Annotated in this window: 16 protein-coding genes; 5 read left to right on the top strand and 11 right to left on the bottom strand. The window is 71.6% G+C overall.

Annotated elements, in window-relative coordinates; genetic code table 11:
- The first annotated feature begins 81 nt into the window (after positions 1–81).
- Positions 82–1,281: a nitric oxide synthase oxygenase gene (locus FLX08_RS30230; RefSeq protein ID WP_244313008.1), complete on the top strand. Its 1,200-nt coding sequence runs from the start codon at positions 82–84 to the stop codon at positions 1,279–1,281.
- 51 nt (positions 1,282–1,332) lie between these two features.
- Positions 1,333–2,103 (top strand): enoyl-CoA hydratase-related protein, encoded by a 771-nt coding sequence (locus FLX08_RS30235; RefSeq protein ID WP_142623667.1) that lies wholly within the window; start codon positions 1,333–1,335, stop codon positions 2,101–2,103.
- Between the two features lie 49 nt (positions 2,104–2,152).
- On the opposite strand, the gene galK is transcribed toward FLX08_RS30235, so the two are convergent.
- The 11 genes from galK to FLX08_RS30290 all read right to left on the bottom strand — a co-directional run bounded on the left by galK (position 2,153) and on the right by FLX08_RS30290 (position 11,654).
- Positions 2,153–3,274: a galactokinase gene (galK, locus tag FLX08_RS30240; RefSeq protein WP_142623668.1), complete on the bottom strand. Its 1,122-nt coding sequence runs from the start codon at positions 3,272–3,274 to the stop codon at positions 2,153–2,155.
- Between the two features lie 116 nt (positions 3,275–3,390).
- Entirely contained in the window at positions 3,391–5,052 is a 1,662-nt protein-coding gene (locus tag FLX08_RS30245; protein ID WP_142623669.1) for a catalase, read from the bottom strand.
- A gap of 26 nt (positions 5,053–5,078) precedes the next feature.
- Positions 5,079–5,570, bottom strand: coding sequence for a VOC family protein (locus FLX08_RS30250; RefSeq protein ID WP_142623670.1), 492 nt, complete (start codon positions 5,568–5,570; stop codon positions 5,079–5,081).
- Positions 5,567–6,457: a helix-turn-helix domain-containing protein gene (locus tag FLX08_RS30255; protein ID WP_142623671.1), complete on the bottom strand. Its 891-nt coding sequence runs from the start codon at positions 6,455–6,457 to the stop codon at positions 5,567–5,569. The genes FLX08_RS30250 and FLX08_RS30255 overlap by 4 nt, the downstream gene beginning before the upstream one ends.
- Positions 6,458–6,553: 96 nt before the next feature.
- Positions 6,554–6,841, bottom strand: a complete 288-nt coding sequence (locus FLX08_RS30260) for an HPr family phosphocarrier protein (RefSeq protein ID WP_142623672.1) — start codon at positions 6,839–6,841, stop codon at positions 6,554–6,556.
- Between the two features lie 62 nt (positions 6,842–6,903).
- The gene (locus FLX08_RS30265) at positions 6,904–7,944 is read right to left on the bottom strand and encodes a zinc-dependent dehydrogenase (protein ID WP_142623673.1); all 1,041 of its coding nucleotides are present in this window, start codon (positions 7,942–7,944) and stop codon (positions 6,904–6,906) included.
- A complete protein-coding gene (locus FLX08_RS30270; RefSeq protein ID WP_142623674.1) occupies positions 7,941–8,408 on the bottom strand; it encodes a PTS mannitol transporter subunit IIA in 468 nt (155 codons plus the stop codon). Before FLX08_RS30270 ends, FLX08_RS30265 begins: the two co-directional genes overlap by 4 nt.
- A complete protein-coding gene (locus FLX08_RS30275; protein WP_142623675.1) occupies positions 8,401–8,709 on the bottom strand; it encodes a PTS lactose transporter subunit IIB in 309 nt (102 codons plus the stop codon). Before FLX08_RS30275 ends, FLX08_RS30270 begins: the two co-directional genes overlap by 8 nt.
- Positions 8,710–8,713: 4 nt before the next feature.
- A complete protein-coding gene (gene mtlA, locus FLX08_RS30280) occupies positions 8,714–9,895 on the bottom strand; it encodes a mannitol-specific PTS transporter subunit IIC (protein WP_142623676.1) in 1,182 nt (393 codons plus the stop codon).
- Between the two features lie 56 nt (positions 9,896–9,951).
- Positions 9,952–10,896, bottom strand: coding sequence for a 1-phosphofructokinase (pfkB, locus tag FLX08_RS30285; RefSeq protein WP_142623677.1), 945 nt, complete (start codon positions 10,894–10,896; stop codon positions 9,952–9,954).
- Positions 10,893–11,654, bottom strand: coding sequence for a DeoR/GlpR family DNA-binding transcription regulator (locus FLX08_RS30290; protein WP_142623678.1), 762 nt, complete (start codon positions 11,652–11,654; stop codon positions 10,893–10,895). Before FLX08_RS30290 ends, pfkB begins: the two co-directional genes overlap by 4 nt.
- A 209-nt stretch (positions 11,655–11,863) precedes the next feature.
- Here FLX08_RS30290 and sigJ point away from each other — a divergent pair, with 209 nt between their 5' ends.
- The 3 genes from sigJ to qcrB are packed head-to-tail and all read left to right on the top strand — an operon-like array spanning position 11,864 to position 15,611.
- Positions 11,864–12,823, top strand: coding sequence for an RNA polymerase sigma factor SigJ (gene sigJ, locus FLX08_RS30295; RefSeq protein ID WP_142623679.1), 960 nt, complete (start codon positions 11,864–11,866; stop codon positions 12,821–12,823).
- A 26-nt stretch (positions 12,824–12,849) separates the two neighbouring features.
- A complete protein-coding gene (qcrA, locus tag FLX08_RS30300) occupies positions 12,850–13,953 on the top strand; it encodes a cytochrome bc1 complex Rieske iron-sulfur subunit (RefSeq protein ID WP_142623680.1) in 1,104 nt (367 codons plus the stop codon).
- Entirely contained in the window at positions 13,950–15,611 is a 1,662-nt protein-coding gene (gene qcrB / locus FLX08_RS30305) for a cytochrome bc1 complex cytochrome b subunit (protein ID WP_244313009.1), read from the top strand. The genes qcrA and qcrB overlap by 4 nt, the downstream gene beginning before the upstream one ends.
- Positions 15,612–15,697 lie beyond the last annotated feature (86 nt).

The raw sequence follows: 15,697 nt of genomic DNA on the forward strand, positions 1-15,697 counted from the left end.
CCGCGGACCACGACGGCGCAGTGGGGTGAGGGCCACTGCGGAAGGGTGTCGCCGCCGGCCCGGAACCGGTGCGGGACGCTCGTGAGCGCGAAGTGTGTGGCGGTCGTGCTGACTTGGCGGAAGACGAAGAAGACCCCGGCGCCCGTGCGGGCATGCGGGGAGAAGACCGACGGGAAGACCCCCGCCCCCGTACGGGAGCGCGGGGAGGAGATCGACAGGCGGGAGGCGGAGAACTTCATCCGGCTCCATCATGCGGAGAATCCTGAGGCGGGCCCGGTGGATCTCCGGCTCCGGGAGGTCCTCGGGGAGATCGACCAGACCGGGACGTACACGCACACCACGAGCGAGCTGACCTTCGGCGCGCGGGTGGCGTGGCGCAACAGCAACAGATGCATCGGGCGGCTTTACTGGAAGTCGCTGCAGGTGCGCGACCGGCGGCACGTGGACACCGCCGACGGCGTTGCCGAGGAGTGCGTCGAACATCTCAGGGCGGCCACCGGGAGGGGCAGGATCCGCCCCACGATCACGGTGTTCGCCCCCGACCGGCCGGGCGAGCGGGCGCCGCGGATCCTCAACGACCAGCTCATCCGGTATGCCGGCTACACGCGCGAGGACGGCTCGGTCCTCGGCGACCCGGCGAACGCGGACATCACCAAGCGGGCCCTGCGGATGGGCTGGCGGGGGGAGGGCACGAGGTTCGACGTCCTGCCGCTGGTCGTGGAGGCCAAGGGCGCCCTGGTCATGCGGGAGGTGCCGGGCGAGGTGGTCCTTGAGGTGCCGCTCCGGCACCCGGCCTTCCCGTGGTTCGCCGGCCTGGGGCTGAAGTGGCACGCCGTGCCCGCGATCTCGAACATGTCGCTGGAGATCGGCGGGGTCACCTATCCGTGCGCGCCGTTCAACGGCTGGTACATGGGCACCGAGATCGGCGCGCGCAACCTCGCCGACCGGGACCGCTACGACCAGCTTCCGGTGGTCGCCGAGGGGCTCGGCCTCGACACCTCCCACGACCGCACGCTCTGGCGCGACCAGGCGCTGGTGGAGCTCAACGTCGCCGTGCTGTACTCCTTCGCCGAGGAGGGCGTCACCATCACCGACCACCACACCGAGGCGCGGCGCTTCCTGACCCATCTCGAGCGGGAGGAGCGCAGCGGGCGCGTCTGCCCGGCGGACTGGTCGTGGATCGTGCCGCCCATGTCCGGCGCCGCGACGCCGGTCTTCCACCGCTACTACGAGGACGTACCGCTCACGCCGGCCTACGTCCACCGCCCTCCCCTGGCGTAGAACCGTGTAGAACTGTGTAGAACATAGTTCGGGTGAAGGGGAGTGCGTGCGATGGTGGTGCTGTCCGAGGACGACGGGGGCGTGCGGATCCTGACGTTCAACCGGCCGGAACGGCTGAACGCCTGGACCGCCGAGATGGGACGGCGCTACTTCGACCTGCTGGAGGAGGCCGACCGCGACCCGTCCGTACGGGCGATCGTGGTGACCGGCGCGGGGAAGGGCTTCTGCGCCGGGGCCGACTTCGCGGACCTGACGGCCATCCAGTCCGGCGAGTACGCCGACGAGCAGGATCCCCGGCCCAACACGTTCCCCACCACCCTGCGCACGCCGGTGGTCGCGGCGGTCAACGGCGCGTGCGCCGGTCTGGGAATGGTCCACGCGCTCGTCTGCGACGTGGTCGTCACCGCCGACGACGCCAAGTGGACGACGGCGTTCTCCCGGCGCGGGCTCGTCGCCGAGTATGGCCTCGGCTGGATCCTGCCCCGGCTGGCCGGGCAGGCGCGGGCGATGGACCTGCTGCTGTCCGGCCGGGTCTTCACCGGCGCGGAGGCGTGCGCCATGGGCCTCGCCGTACGCGCCGTGCCGGGGGAGCGGCTGCTCGCCGAGGCCGTCGCGTACGCGAAGGAACTGGCGACCCAGTGCTCGCCCGCCTCGATGGCGATCATCAAGCGGCAGATCTGGGGTGGCTGGCAGGCGGGTCTCGACGAGGCCAGGGACGAGGCCGTGCGGCTGATGACGGAGTCGTTCCGGCGGCCGGACTTCGCGGAGGGAGTGGCGAGCTTCCTCGAACGCCGGCCGCCGGACTTCCCGCCCCTGGTTTGATCGCCCGGATCTGACCGCCCTGGTCTGACCGCCCTGGTCTGATCGGGCGTCAGCGGATGCGGTGGGCGCCGGCCGCCGGGGTGGCCGGCAGGAACGTCGGCGCGGCCCAGCCGCGCTCGGCGTAGGCCTGCTCCACGGTGGAGCGCACCCGGTCAACCCGGTCGTCGGCGACCAGCGCGATGGCCGAGCCGCCGAAGCCGCCGCCGGTCATCCGAGCCCCGCGCGCACCGCCCTTGATCGCGCCCTCCACCGCCACATCCAGCTCGGGGCAGGAGACCTGGTATTGGTCCCGGAGAGACAGGTGCGAGGCGTTCAGCAGGGCGCCGATCTCCTGTACGGCTTTCGCGCGCAGCAGCCCGATGACGGCCTCCACCCGGTGGTTCTCGGTGACGACGTGCTGGGTGCGGGCCCGCTCGTCGCCGCTGAGCTTCGCCAGGGCCGCGGCGAGGTCGGTGACGTCCCGCAGCGACGGGACGCCGAGGTGCTTGGCCGCGTTCTCACAGTCCTGGCGCCGCTTGGCGTACTGCCCGTCGGCCAGCTCGTGGTGCACACCGGTGTTGATGATGAGGATCTGCATGCCGTACGCCGACAGGTCGAACGGCACGGCGCGGCTGGCCAGCGAGCGGCAGTCGAGGAACAGCGCGTGCCCCTCCTCGCTCAGCACCGAGGCCGCCTGGTCCATGATCCCGCACGGCATGCCGACGAACTCGTTCTCGGCCTTCTGACACAGCCTGGCCAGCTCCATCGGCTCCAGGCCCAGGCCGTACAGGTCGTTCAGGGCGAGCGCGACGGAGACCTCCAGCGCCGCGCTGGAGGACAGCCCGGCGCCCTTGGGCACGTCGCCGTCGATCACGATGTCGGCGCCGCGCACCGGCAGTCTGGCACCGCGCAGGGTCGCGACGACCCCGGCGGGGTAGCGGGCCCAGCCCTCGGCCCGCTCGACGTCCTCCAGCACCTGCTCCTTGCCGGGGGCCTGGAGCGAGGAGATCCGGACGGTGAGGTCCTCGCGGGGGCTGACGGCGGCGGTGACGCCCCACGGCACCGCGAACGGCAGCACGAAGCCGTCGTTGTAGTCCGTGTGCTCCCCGATCAGGTTGACCCTGCCGGGCGCGTGCCAGACCCCGGCGGGCTCGCCACCGTACGCCGCACGGAAAGCATCAATAACGCGCATAGTCGCACACTCCTCAACATCGCAGCCTTCCCGTAGGGTAGCGGCCCACGCGGGTGCGGACGTGCCAGGGCCCGGCTCGGAAGCTCCGGGCCGGGCCCTGCTTCGCACGGCCGATCTCACGTGGCGGGTACGGTGGCCCGCTCGTCGGGGACGCAGTGCGTCATCTTCAGGCCCGAGACGTCGCGCGGGCCGTTCTTGCCGAGGTCGGCCAGGCGCTCCCTGTCCTCGTCGGTCAGGTCCTGGCTCGCCAGCGGCTCCAGGTGCTTGACGTCGTCCGGCGTGATGCCGAGCCCCTCGCCGACGCGCAGCCCGAGGTCGTCCTCGACCAGCAGGAAGTGCCAGACCATGCGCTCCTGGATGGGCCGGTCGCACTCCGACAGCTTGGCGGTCAGGTTCTCCACCAGGTCGTCGCGCTCCCACTGCTCCATGAGCAGGTAGCGCTGGCCCGCCTGCTTGTAGTCGTTGGTCCGCGGGATGCGCTTGCGGGTGAGCCTGCCGACGATCTGGGGGCCCTGCTCGTCGTGCGTCGGGAACTGTCCCTCGCGCAGCCCGCCGGTGATGGACGGCTCGTAGTTGACGTGCGGGTTCTCGCCCGCCCGATCCTGGTGGTAGGTCATGAAGCCGTCGCGCTGGTTGGTCCGCACGTCGGCGTTCTTGGCCTGGTTGACCGGCAGTTGCAGGTAGTTCGGCCCGACGCGGTAGCGCTGGGTGTCGCTGTAGGAGAACGTGCGGCCCACCAGCATCTTGTCGTCGGAGAAGTCCAGCCCGTCGACGAGGACGCCGGTGCCGAACGAGATCTGCTCGTTCTCGGCGAAGACGTTGCCCACGTTGCGGTCGAGGACCATCCGGCCGACCGGCTTGGCCGGGAAGACGTCCTCCGGCCAGACCTTGGTGTCGTCGAGCGGGTCGAAGTCCAGCTCGGGGTGCTCGTCGTCGCTCATCATCTGGACGAGCAGCTCCCACTCCGGATGGTCGCCGCGCTCGATGGCGTCGTGCAGGTCCTTCGTGGCGTGGCCCAGCTCGTGGGCCTGGATGCGGGCGGCGTCCTCGGCCGTCATGCTCCTGACCCCCTGCTTGGGCATCCAGTGATACTTCACGAGCATGGTGTCGCCCTGCTCGTTCACCCACTTGTAGGTGTTCACCCCGAAGCCCTGCATGTGCCGGTAGTCCGCCGGGATGCCCCGCGGGCTGAACAGGTTGACGAGCATGTGCATGCTCTCGGGCGTCTGCGACATGAAGTCGAAGATCCGGTTCGCCTCCTGCCGGAACGTGACCGGGTCGGGCTTCAGCGCGTGGATCACGTCGGGGAACTTGATGGCGTCGCGGATGAAGAACACCGCGAGGTTGTTCCCGACGAGGTCCCAGTTGCCGTCCTCGGTGTAGAACTTCACGGCGAAGCCACGCGGGTCGCGGGCGCACTCGGAGGAGTCACGCCCACCGATCACGGTCGAGAACCGCACCGCGACGTCGGTGCGCTTGCCGGCCTCCTGGAACAGCTTCGCCCTCGTGAAGCGGGAGATCGGCTCGTCGCCCCACATGCCGTACGCCTCGAAGAAGCCGTACGACGTCGTGCCGCGCGCGTGCACCACCCGTTCCGGGATGCGCTCCCGGTCGAAGTGACTGATCTTCTCCAGGAACTGGTAGTTCTCGAGAGTGGCCGGGCCGCGCGCGCCGACCGTCCGCTGGTTCTGGTTGTCGTAGACCGGGTGCCCTTGACGGTTGGTCAGCACCGGGCGCTCGTCTCCGGGCTCCGGTCCCTTGCTCGACACGTCCGTCATGGGACGGCTCCTCTCGCTATCTGATCTCAAATGAGGTGTTTTTCCTCTTCAAGACCCCCCTTTCCGCTTTTTGCCGGGGTATTCGTGTCGGCGGTCGTGGGCTTCCCGGCGGCCTTGCGCGGCTCGCCGCGGTAGGTGCCGAACGACCAGAGGTTGTCCTCGATGTCGCGTACGGCGAACTCGCGGGAGCCGTAGTCGGTGTCGTGCGGCTCCTGGACGACCCGCGCTCCCGCGGCGGTGGCCCGCGCGAACAACGCGTCGGGGTCGTCGGTCACGGCGTACGCGCCGAACGAGCCGGGCGTGAGGCTCCACTTGTCGTCGGGTGTGTCGCGGACCGAGCCCAGCATGATCCCGCCGCCGTGCGGCCAGGAGAGCTGGGCGTGGTCGACCCGGTCGCCCTCGCCGTACACGGCGGTCTCCTCGAAGCCGAACGCCTCGGCGAGGAAGGCGATCAGGGCGCGTGCGTCCCTGGCCCGCAGCGTGGGCCAGACCTGTGGTGCCGGTGTGGTGTCGTTCATGCCACCGAGTCTGGCGAGCCGTCCCCCTGCCCGGCTTGGACGTTTCGGAACTGCACGCCGTCTTCGGCCAGCCACCGGCTGGGGGAGCAGCCGGCGAGGGCGCCGAACTCGCGGGCGAGGTGCGCCTGGTCGTAGAACCCGCACTTCGCGGCCGCGTCCGCCAGCGTTAGCCGCCGCCCGGACACCGCCGCCTTCTGGAGCAGACGCCGGACCCGGTCGAACCGCACGACCCGCGCCGCCTCCTTGGGGGACAGGCCGATCTCCTCCCGGAAACGGCCGTTGAGGTGCCTGGCGCTCCAGCCCGTCTCGCGGGCGAGACCGGACACGGTGACCTGCCCGCCGGAGGTCAGCATCCGCCGCCAGGCCCGCGCCACCTCGGCCGGGTGCGCCCGGGTGGGGCGGGCCTGCCGGGACAGGACCGCGTCGAGGACCGCGAAGCGCTCGTCCCAGCCGGGCGCCTCCAGCAGGCGTTCGCGCAGCTCGCCCGCCAGCCTGCCGAGCACCTCGGCGCCGTCCAGGTCGAGCCCGGACAGCTCCCCGGCGGGCAGCCCGAGCAGGGCCCGCGCGCCGAGCGGCGTCAGCGCGAGCTGCACGCCCGACTGCCGCCCGTCGTGCGTGATCAGCGCGGGGCTGGTGTGCAGCCCGCCGACCAGCGTGTCGTACGACCCGGGCGGGGTGCGCGGATCGGGGTGTGCCGCGACGACGAGCGGGTCGTCGAGCGCGACGATCATCGTCAGGTAGGGCGACGGCAGGCCGCGGTGCGTGGCCGGCGGGACTCCGGCCTCGCGGTAGCCGCTGTACCACGCGACCAGCGGACGCAGCGCGGGCGCGGGCTGCCGGTGCAGGAAGCATGGCTCCTCGTGCCCGCCGGTTTCCGCCGCCGTCATCGCCCGCTCCTCCCTTCCGCGCTCCCAGTCTCCACGAAGGGGAGCACGGCGGCCACGCCACCGCCGTTCATCGGTGGGCGGGCCCGGCGATCGGGGTCAGGCGGCCCCCGCGGCCCCTTCGGCGTCGAGGTCGCGGGACAGCAGGTCCGCGAGGGCGGCGAGGGCCTCCTCCGCTCCCGGACCGTCGGCCTCCAGGGTGACCTCGGTGCCGTGCTCGGCGCCGAGGGTCAGCACGCCCAGCATGCTGTTGGCGGGGACGGCCTTCCCGCCGCCCACACGGATGCGGACGGGCACCGTCTGCCGCGCCGCCGCCTCGACGAAGATCTTGGCGGGTCGGGCGTGCAGGCCGGAGCGCGAGGCGACCGTCACTGTCCTTTCCGGCATCGCGTTCCTCTCAGGGCTCGGTTACAGGGCTCGGTTACAGGGCTCGTTTTCAGGGCTCGATTTCACGGCTCGATGGTGACCTTGATGGCGGCGCCGCGGGCGACGACGTCGATGGCGTCCATGACCTCGTCCAGGCCGAGGCGATGGGTGATCAGGTCGGCGACCGGCACCGCCCCCTCGGCGATGAGCCCCAGGGCGCGGGCGTTGTGCGCCGGGCTCGACCCGTTGGCGCCGACGATGGTCAGCTCGCGGTAGTGCACGAGGTTGGAGTCGCAGGCGATGATCGGGTCGTCCTTCGGCAGTCCGCCGAAGAAGCTGATCCGGCCCTGCCGCGCCGCCATCTGCAACGCCTGCTGCTGGGCCGCACCCGAGGCCGCCGCCGTGATCACCACGTCGGCGCCCCGGCCCCCGGTCAGCTTGAGCACCTCGTCCACGAGGTCGGTCTCGCCCGAGCAGATCGCCGCGTCCGGCCGTACGAGGTCGGCGGCCATGGCGAGGCGTTCGGCGTTCAGGTCGGCGAGGAACACCCGGGCCGCGCCGCGCGAGCGGGCCAGCCGCACGTGCAGGCAACCGATCGGGCCCGAGCCGACGACGACCACGTCGTCGCCCTCGCCGACGCGGGCCAGCTCCTGCCCGTTGAGCACGCAGGCGAGCGGCTCGGCGAGGGACGCCTCGGCGAACCCGACCCCGTCGGGGATGCGGTTGAGCCCGTCCACGGCGAGCACCTTGGCCGGCACGACCATGTACTGCGCGAAGCCGCCGTCGTAGTGGTAGCCCATCGACTCCTGGTTGGGGCAGACCGTGAGGTGACCCCGGCGGCACTCCTCGCACTGGCCGCACGGGATCGCGGCGATCACCTGCACCCGGTCGCCCGGGCTCCAGCCGGTGACGCCCTCGCCGAGCTCCACGATCTCCCCGGCGATCTCGTGGCCCATCACCCGGGGCGGCCTGATGTGGTGGTGCCCGAACCGGTAGATCTTCACGTCCGTGCCGCACGTCGAGCAGTTGCGTACGCGGATCTTGACCTCGCCGGGGCGGGCGACGGGCTCGGGCACCTCCTCCAGGCGGATGTCCCCAGGAGCATGGAAACGGGCGACTTTCACTCGGAGTCTTCCTCTCCGTCCGGTTGCAGAAGTTGGATGACCTGGTCGGCCTCGGTGGCCGCGCGCAGGGCCGCGGCGCGGTCCGGGTCGAGCAGGATCTGGGCGAGCTCCGCCAGCAGCCGCAGGTGGCCGTCCCCGCGGGCCGCGATGCCGACGCACACCGTCACGTGCTCGCCGTGCCAGTCGACGCCCTCAGGGAAGCGCAGCACGCAGATGGCGTCGTGGCGGACCGCCTCCTTCGAGGTCAGCGTGCCGTGCGGGATCGCGACGCCCTCGCCGACGTACGTGGAGATCGACCGCTCGCGTTCGAGCATGGCCTCGATGTAGCTCCCGTCGACGGCGCCGACCTCCTGGAGGACCGCCCCGCACTGCCGGATGGCGTCCTCGACGTCCGCCGCGGTCGCGGCCGTCCGTACGGCGCGGGGATCGAGGGGGAGCGGGGCCGTGCCGGCCCGGTCAGCCATCGATCGTGCCCCCGTTCTTGATGGCGGTGACGACCCGCGTCACGGCCGGGTCGCCGATGAAGACCTGGAACGGCACCAGCACGACGCCGGGGGCGCTCGCCCTGGCCCGGCCGGCCAGCCCGGTGTGGCACACGATCACGTCGGCGTCCCCGGGGATCGAGTTGACCGGGGTGTGCTCCACGCTGACCGGGGTGCCCTTGAGCTGCTTGCGCAGCGTGCTCGCCAGCATGACGCTGCTGCCCATGCCCGCGTCGCAGGCCACGATGAGCTTGCGGACGTCCTTGCCCTCGATGCTCGGCACGGTTCTACGCCTCCTTGGTGGCGGGCACGTTCTCGGCCGCCGTCTCGCCGGTTGTGTCGCGGTTCTCGTCGCTCATGATGGCGGTGTCACCGGTGTTGTTCGGGGTGGCGGCCTGCGCCGCGTCGTCCGCCCGGTCGCCGTTGGCGCGGCCGAAGCCCAGCAGCGCGGCGGCGACGGCGAAGGAGACGGCCGTCGCGATCACGATGCCCGCGATCACGCCGAACCAGCCGCCCTTCGGGGTCACGGCCATGTAGGCGAAGATGCTGCCCGGCGACGGCGTCGCGACCAGCCCCGCCCCGGTGACCAGGAAGGTGAGCACGCCCGAGGCGCCACCGGCGATCACCGCGAGGATCAGCCGCGGCTTCATCAGCACGTACGGGAAGTAGATCTCGTGAATGCCGCCGAAGAAGTGGATGATCATGGCGGCCGGGGTGCTGGGACGCAGCGACCGCGGGCCGAACAGCAGATAGGCGATCAGCAGACCGAGGCCCGGGCCGGGGTTGGACTCCAGCATGAACAGGATCGACTTGCCGTGCTTGACCGACTCGGCGACGCCCAGCGGCCCGAGCACGCCGTGGTTGATCGCGTTGTTGAGGAACAGCACCTTGGCCGGCTCGATGATGACCGAGGCGATCGGCAGGAGCGAGTGGGTGATGAGCCACTCGACGCCGCCGCCCGCCACCTCGGTGACCTTCTCCACGATCGGGCCGATGGCGAGCACGCCGGCGATCGCCATGACGGCGCCGACGATGCCGGCGGTGAAGTTGTCGACCAGCATCTCGAAACCGGCCCTGGTGCGCTCGGCGGTGAACCGGTCCACGTACTTGAGGATCAGCGCGGCCAGCGGGCCGACGATCATCGCGCCGAGGAACATCGGGACGTCCGCCCCGACGACCACGCCCATCGTGGCGACGGCGCCGACGACCGCGCCGCGCTGGGCGTGGACCATCCGGCCGCCGGTGTAGCCGATGAGAACGGGGAGGAGGGTGCTGATGATCGGGCCGACGAGCTCGGCGAGTGTCTTGTTCGGCAGCCACCCGGTCGGGATGAACAGGGCCGTGATGAGACCCCAGGCGATGAAGGCGCCGATATTGGGCATGATCATCCCGGCGAGATGGCCGCCGAAACGCTGGATCGTGGCCCGCACACCGGTGCCGGTGACAGTGGGGGTATAGGGCGTGGCCATTGACGTGCTCCTTCAGGGGGCGACCGGCCTGGCTGGCCGGTTGGTGGAGGTGGCGCTCATCCCCCGGGTATGAGCTGCCGGGCCGGGTCGGGGGGACCGATCCGGACGTGTGTGCGATCGATGTCGGCCGGGCCGGGCATCCGGCTGCCGGGCAGCCCGACGGCCGCGCCGGCCCAGGCGAGGCCCTCGGCGAGGGCCGTCGCGCCGCGGGCCCCCGCGGCGAGGAAGCCCGCCAGCAGGGCGTCGCCCGCGCCCACGCTGCTGCGCGGCTCCCCGACCGCGCACTCGCCGTACCAGACCTGGTCGTCGTCCTCGACCAGCAGCGCGCCGTCCGCCCCCAGACTGGTCAGGACCGACCGCGCGCCCATGGCGCGCAGCTTGCCGACCGCGTCGAGCACGTCGCCGACGCAGGTGATCGCCGTGCCGGTGGCCTCGGCGAGCTCGTCGCGGTTCGGCTTGACGAGCGCGGGGCCGGCGTTCACCGCGCACACGAGGGCGGGGCCGCTCGTGTCGACCGCCAGGTTGATGCCGGCGTCGGCGAACCGGCGGCACAGCCCGGCGTAGACGTCCACCGGCACACCGGGCGGGAGGCTGCCCGAGGCGACCACCCAGTCGGCCGACCGGGCGGCGTCGAGCACGGCGCCCGCCAGCGTGTCGAGCTCGGCGGGGGTCAGCGCGGTGCCCGGCTCGTTCACCTTGGTGACGGTGCCGTCGGGCTCGGCGATCGCGACGTTGGACCTGGTGGGTCCCGCGACCGGCACGGGGATCATGTCGATGCCCTCGGCCGACAGCAGGTCGAGGAGCCGCCGCCCCTCGCTGCCGCCGTACGGGATGACCGCGCACGAGCGGACGTCGTTGGCCAGCAGGGCACGTGAGACGTTGACGCCCTTGCCGCCGGGGTCGAGGTGGGTGTCGGCCGCCCGGATGACGGCCCCGCGCGTCAGCGCGCCGACCTCGATCGTGCGGTCGAGGCTGGGGTTGAGGGTCAGGGTGAGGATCACGCCCGCACCACCTCCGGCCCGGCGGCGGCCAGCGCGGCGGCCTGGTCGGCGTCGAGCCCGGTGTCGGTGATGACGACGTCGATCTCGGCGAGCGTGGCGAAGCGCGCCAGGTAGGTGCCGGAGAACTTGGTGTGGTCGGCCAGCAGGACGGCGCGGTCGGCGCAGGCGATCATCGCCCGCTTGATCGCCGCCTCGGCCGGGTCGGGCGTGGTCAGGCCCTTGGCCACCGAGCAGCCGTTGGTGGCCATGAAGGCCACGTCGACGTTGAGCTGCGACAACTGCTGGATGGCCCAGTCCTCCACGGTCGCCAGCGTCCGGCCGCGCACCCGGCCGCCCAGCATGAGCACGGTCAGGTTGGGGCGGGCCGCGAGCACCGTGGCCAGCGGAGGCGAGTTCACGACGACGGTGAGCTCGCGGTCCGGGGGCAGCGCCTGCACGAGCCGGCTCGTGGTGGAGCCCGCGTCGATGACCACGGAGCCGTCCTCGGGGAGTTCGGCCAGGGCGGCCTTGGCGATGCGCTCCTTCTCGGCCGTCATCACCTCGTCCCTGGCGGCCAGCGCGGGCTCGAACCCCAGGCGCTCGACCGGGATCGCGCCGCCGTGCACGCGCCGCAGGACGCCCGCGCGCTCCAGCGCGGTCAGGTCGCGGCGGATCGTCTCCGTCGTGACGCCGAACCGCTCGGCCAGCGTCACCACGTCGACCCGGCCGGCGTCGCGGGCCGCCCGCAGGATCTCCTGCTGCCGCTCCTCCGCGTACATCGTGTTGGTTCACCGCCGTTTCGATGTTGTTTCGTATGTGTTTATACCCGGCTGTGTTGGACGGTCAAGAGCCGTGAGCATCACGAAATGGACGATGTGTGGAGATTCCCTGCGTGTCCGTATCTCTGAGGGCCGTGTGCCCGGCGCCCCCGTGTCACGTCTCGCGCCTCCGGCACGTCTCTATAGGGGAGCGGAGACGAGGAGGCCAGATGCCCGCCGTGACCCAGGGGGAACCCACCGCGGTCGCCAGCTTCGAAAGCAGCCGGGATCTGCTGTTCGGGGTGGCGTACCGGGTGCTGGGCAGCGCGACCGACGCCGAGGACATCGTGCAGGAGGCGTGGCTGCGCTGGGACCGCGTCGATCACTCCCGCGTCGCCGACCCCCGGTCCTTCCTCGTCCAGGTCGCGACCAGGCTCGCCCTCGACCGCCTGCGCTGGGCGAAGGCCCGCAGGGAGGCGTACGTGGGGCAGTGGCTGCCCGAGCCGCTGCCGACCGGGCCCGCGACCGAGGAGGGCGCCGAGCGGGCCGACTCGGTCTCCATGGCGATGCTCGTGGTGATGGAGACCCTCTCCCCGCTGGAGCGGGTCGTGTTCGTGCTGCGGGAGGCGTTCGAGTTCTCCTTCGCCGAGATCGCGGCGGTGGTCGGCCGGTCGGAGGTCGCGGTCCGGCAGCTCGCCCGCCGCGCCCGCTCGAACGTCCGCGCCCGGCGGCCCCGGTTCCGGCAGGACCGCGAGGTCCGCAGGCGGGTGACCGAGCGCTTCCTGGCCGCCTGCCTGGGCGGCGACCTGCGGGCGCTGCTCGACCTGCTCGCCCCGGAGGTCACCTTGTCCATCGACGGGAACGGCCGCCGCGGCGTGGCCAGGAACCCGGTCGAGGGCGCGGCGAAGGTCGCCCGGCTGCTCGTGTGCGGCCTGCGCCGCGTGCTGCGTCCCTCGGGCGCCGGGGCCGGGGCGGCCGGCGACATCGGGAGCGGATCCATCGTGGACGTCAACGGCGGGCCCGCGGCGCTCATCACCGCCGGGGGCGAGCCGATCGCCGTCATCGTGGTCGACGTCGACGGCGCCGGCCTCGTCACGCGGATCTGGATCATCGCCAACCAGGACAAGCTCGGCGGCGTCGGCGCGGACCGGCGACCCAGGAGCAACAGGCATATCCGTGCCGCAGGCTGACAGGCCGCGAGAGCAGCGACTTTCCCATGACAGACAACGAGCACGAGAACGGGCGGCCGGAGCGGCGGGCACCCGCGCGCGTCATCGGCACGCCCTTATCGGACACGCCCTTATCCGACTCCCACGGCGAGGAGCACGCCGTCCCCGGCGTCGTTCCGCAGGACGAACGGAAGGCGCGCAGGGCGGAGCGCATCGCGGCGCTGTGCTTCACGCTCGCCTTCGCCGCCCTCGTGGCCTTCCTCGTGGCCTACGTCCACTTCCAGTCCGGCGGCCTGAGCGCGACCGGCGCCTCGCACGTCGCGCTCGGCGGCACGCTGACCCTGGCGCTGCTCGCGCCGGCCGCGGGGATCGTGATCTGGGTGCGCCAGATCATGCCGAAGTACGAGCTGGTCCAGCAGCGCCACCCCATGGCCTCGCCCGAGGACGTGCGGGCCGAGGTCGCGGCCACATTCGTGCAGGGCGCGGGGGAGAGCGGCATCGTCAAACGCCGGCTGCTGCGCCGCACGCTGCTGCTCGCGGCGGCACCGCTGGGCCTGGCCCCGCTGGTGCTGCTGCGCGACCTCGACTCCAGCGGTGTGCCCGGCGCGCAACTCCACCGGCGGCTGGCGCACACGGTCTGGGGTGAGAAGACCAAGGACGGCACACCGCTGCGGCTCGTCGTCGAGGGCACCGGCCAGCCGATCCGCGCGGCCGACTTCAACTCGCCCGGAGGCATCCTGTCGGTCGTCCCGCAGGGCTACGAACACGATCTGAACGTCCTGGCCAAGGCGACGGTGATCCTCATCAAGTTCCGCGAGGAGGAGCTCAAGCCCGGCACGAACCCGAACTGGACGCACGACGGCATCGTCGCCTACTCCAAGATCTGCACACACGTGGGCTGCCCCGCCGCGCTGTACGAGCAGACCACCCACCACATCCTGTGCCCGTGCCACCAGTCCACCTTCGACGCCGCGGACGGGGCCAGGGTCGTCTTCGGCCCCGCCGCCCGGCCGCTGCCGCAGCTGCCGATCGGCGTCGACGAACAGGGCTACCTCATCGCGCTGGGGGACTTCCCCGCCCCCGTCGGTCCCGGTTACTGGGAGCGCGGCGACGCGGAGGCGCGGGCCAGGGAGAACGGAGGCCACTCTTGAGTGCACTGAGAACCGTGCCCGGACGCATCGCCGGGCCGGCCACCTTCCTCGACGAGCGCCTGGGCGCGGGCGGCTTCGTCAGGCGCAACATCCGCAAGATCTTCCCCGACCACTGGTCGTTCCTCCTCGGCGAGATCGCGCTGTACTCGTTCGTCATCCTGCTGCTGACCGGCACCTTCCTGACGTTCTGGTTCAAGCCGAGCATGGGGGAGATCGTCTACGACGGCACGTACGCCCCGCTCAAGGGCGTGACGATGTCCGAGGCGTACGCGTCCACGCTGAAGCTCAGCTTCGACGTCCGCGGCGGCCTGCTCATCCGGCAGATCCACCACTGGGCCGCCCTGGTCTTCATCGGCGGCATGATGGCCCACGCGCTGCGGGTCTTCTTCACCGGCGCCTACCGCAAGCCGCGCGAGCTCAACTGGCTCATCGGCGTGGTGATCCTCTCCATCGCGCTGTTCGAGGGCCTGACCGGCTACTCCCTGCCCGACGACCTGCTGTCCGGCGCCGGCCTCCGGGTCACCCAGGGCGTGGTCATCGGGCTGCCCGTGGTCGGCACCTACCTCAACTTCTTCCTGTTCGGAGGCGAGTATCCGGGCGAGGACGTCATTTCCCGCTTCTACTCGATCCACATCCTGCTCCTGCCCGGCCTGATCCTGGCGCTGGTCACCGCGCACCTGATCCTCATGTGGGTGCAGAAGCACACCCAGTTTCCGGGCAAGGGCCGGACCAACCGCAACGTGGTCGGTGCGCCCTTCTATCCGGCCTTCATGGCGAAGTCGGGAGCGTTCTTCCTGTTCACGTTCGCCGTGATCGCCGGTCTCGGCACGTTCGCGCAGATCAACCCCGTCTGGCTGTACGGGCCGTACTCGCCCGCCGACGTCTCGGCCGGCTCGCAGCCCGACTTCTACCTGGCCTTCCTCGAAGGGGCGCTGCGCATCATGCCCGCCTGGGAGATCAACCTCTTCGGCACCGCCGAGGCGGGCACGATCCCGCTCAGCGTGGTCATCCCGGCGCTGGTGCCGCTGGGCCTCGTCGTCGTCGGCATGGCGCTCTATCCGTTCATCGAACGGTGGATCACCGGTGACCACCGCGAGCACCACCTCGCGGACCGGCCGCGCAACAACCCGCACCGCACCTCGATCGGCATGGCGGTCATCGCTTTTTATGGCGTGCTCTGGCTGTTCGGCGGCAACGACATCATCTCGGCCAACTTCCGCATCGATCTCTACACGACCACCTGGGCCGGGCGGATCCTCGTGTTCGTCGCGCCCGCCCTGGCCTACGCGATCACCTACCGCGTCTGCCTGGGGCTGCAGCGCTCCGACGCCGCGGTGCTCGCGCACGGCGTGGAGTCGGGGGTGATCAAGCGGCTGCCCAACGGCGGATACGTCGAAGTCCACTCGCGGCCGGCCGAGGACATCGAGGCGCACCTGCGCGGCAGGGAACCGGTGCCGGTGCTGGCGTACGACGAGACCGTGCCCCCCAAGGGGCTGCGCGGGCCGCTCGGCAGACTGCGCCTGCGGATGTCCAGAGCGTACGGCGGGGAGAAGATTCCGCCGGTCAACGGTCATCCGCACGACGAGGACGGGCAGGCCGCGCTCCCGGAGGGACAGGGCGCACTGCCGGAGGGACAGGGCCGCGCGCTGACGCGCTGACCGCTCTCGTGCGGGCGGGTCCGGAGGGGTTCCTCCGGGCCCGCACCGTCGTGATCCGGGCCGGGCCGGGCCGGGCCGAACCGGCA

This window comes from Microbispora hainanensis (genome assembly GCF_006874475.1).
GTDB lineage: Bacteria > Actinomycetota > Actinomycetes > Streptosporangiales > Streptosporangiaceae > Microbispora > Microbispora hainanensis.

Coding starts and splice junctions, on each gene's coding strand:
- FLX08_RS30235 (WP_142623667.1), top strand. CDS start 1,333: ATGGTGGTGCTGTCCGAGGACGACGGGGGCGTGCGGATCCTGACGTTC.
- galK (WP_142623668.1), bottom strand. CDS start 3,274: ATGCGCGTTATTGATGCTTTCCGTGCGGCGTACGGTGGCGAGCCCGCC.
- FLX08_RS30245 (WP_142623669.1), bottom strand. CDS start 5,052: ATGACGGACGTGTCGAGCAAGGGACCGGAGCCCGGAGACGAGCGCCCG.
- FLX08_RS30250 (WP_142623670.1), bottom strand. CDS start 5,570: ATGAACGACACCACACCGGCACCACAGGTCTGGCCCACGCTGCGGGCC.
- FLX08_RS30255 (WP_142623671.1), bottom strand. CDS start 6,457: ATGACGGCGGCGGAAACCGGCGGGCACGAGGAGCCATGCTTCCTGCAC.
- FLX08_RS30260 (WP_142623672.1), bottom strand. CDS start 6,841: ATGCCGGAAAGGACAGTGACGGTCGCCTCGCGCTCCGGCCTGCACGCC.
- FLX08_RS30270 (WP_142623674.1), bottom strand. CDS start 8,408: ATGGCTGACCGGGCCGGCACGGCCCCGCTCCCCCTCGATCCCCGCGCC.
- mtlA (WP_142623676.1), bottom strand. CDS start 9,895: ATGGCCACGCCCTATACCCCCACTGTCACCGGCACCGGTGTGCGGGCC.
- FLX08_RS30290 (WP_142623678.1), bottom strand. CDS start 11,654: ATGTACGCGGAGGAGCGGCAGCAGGAGATCCTGCGGGCGGCCCGCGAC.
- sigJ (WP_142623679.1), top strand. CDS start 11,864: ATGCCCGCCGTGACCCAGGGGGAACCCACCGCGGTCGCCAGCTTCGAA.
- qcrA (WP_142623680.1), top strand. CDS start 12,850: ATGACAGACAACGAGCACGAGAACGGGCGGCCGGAGCGGCGGGCACCC.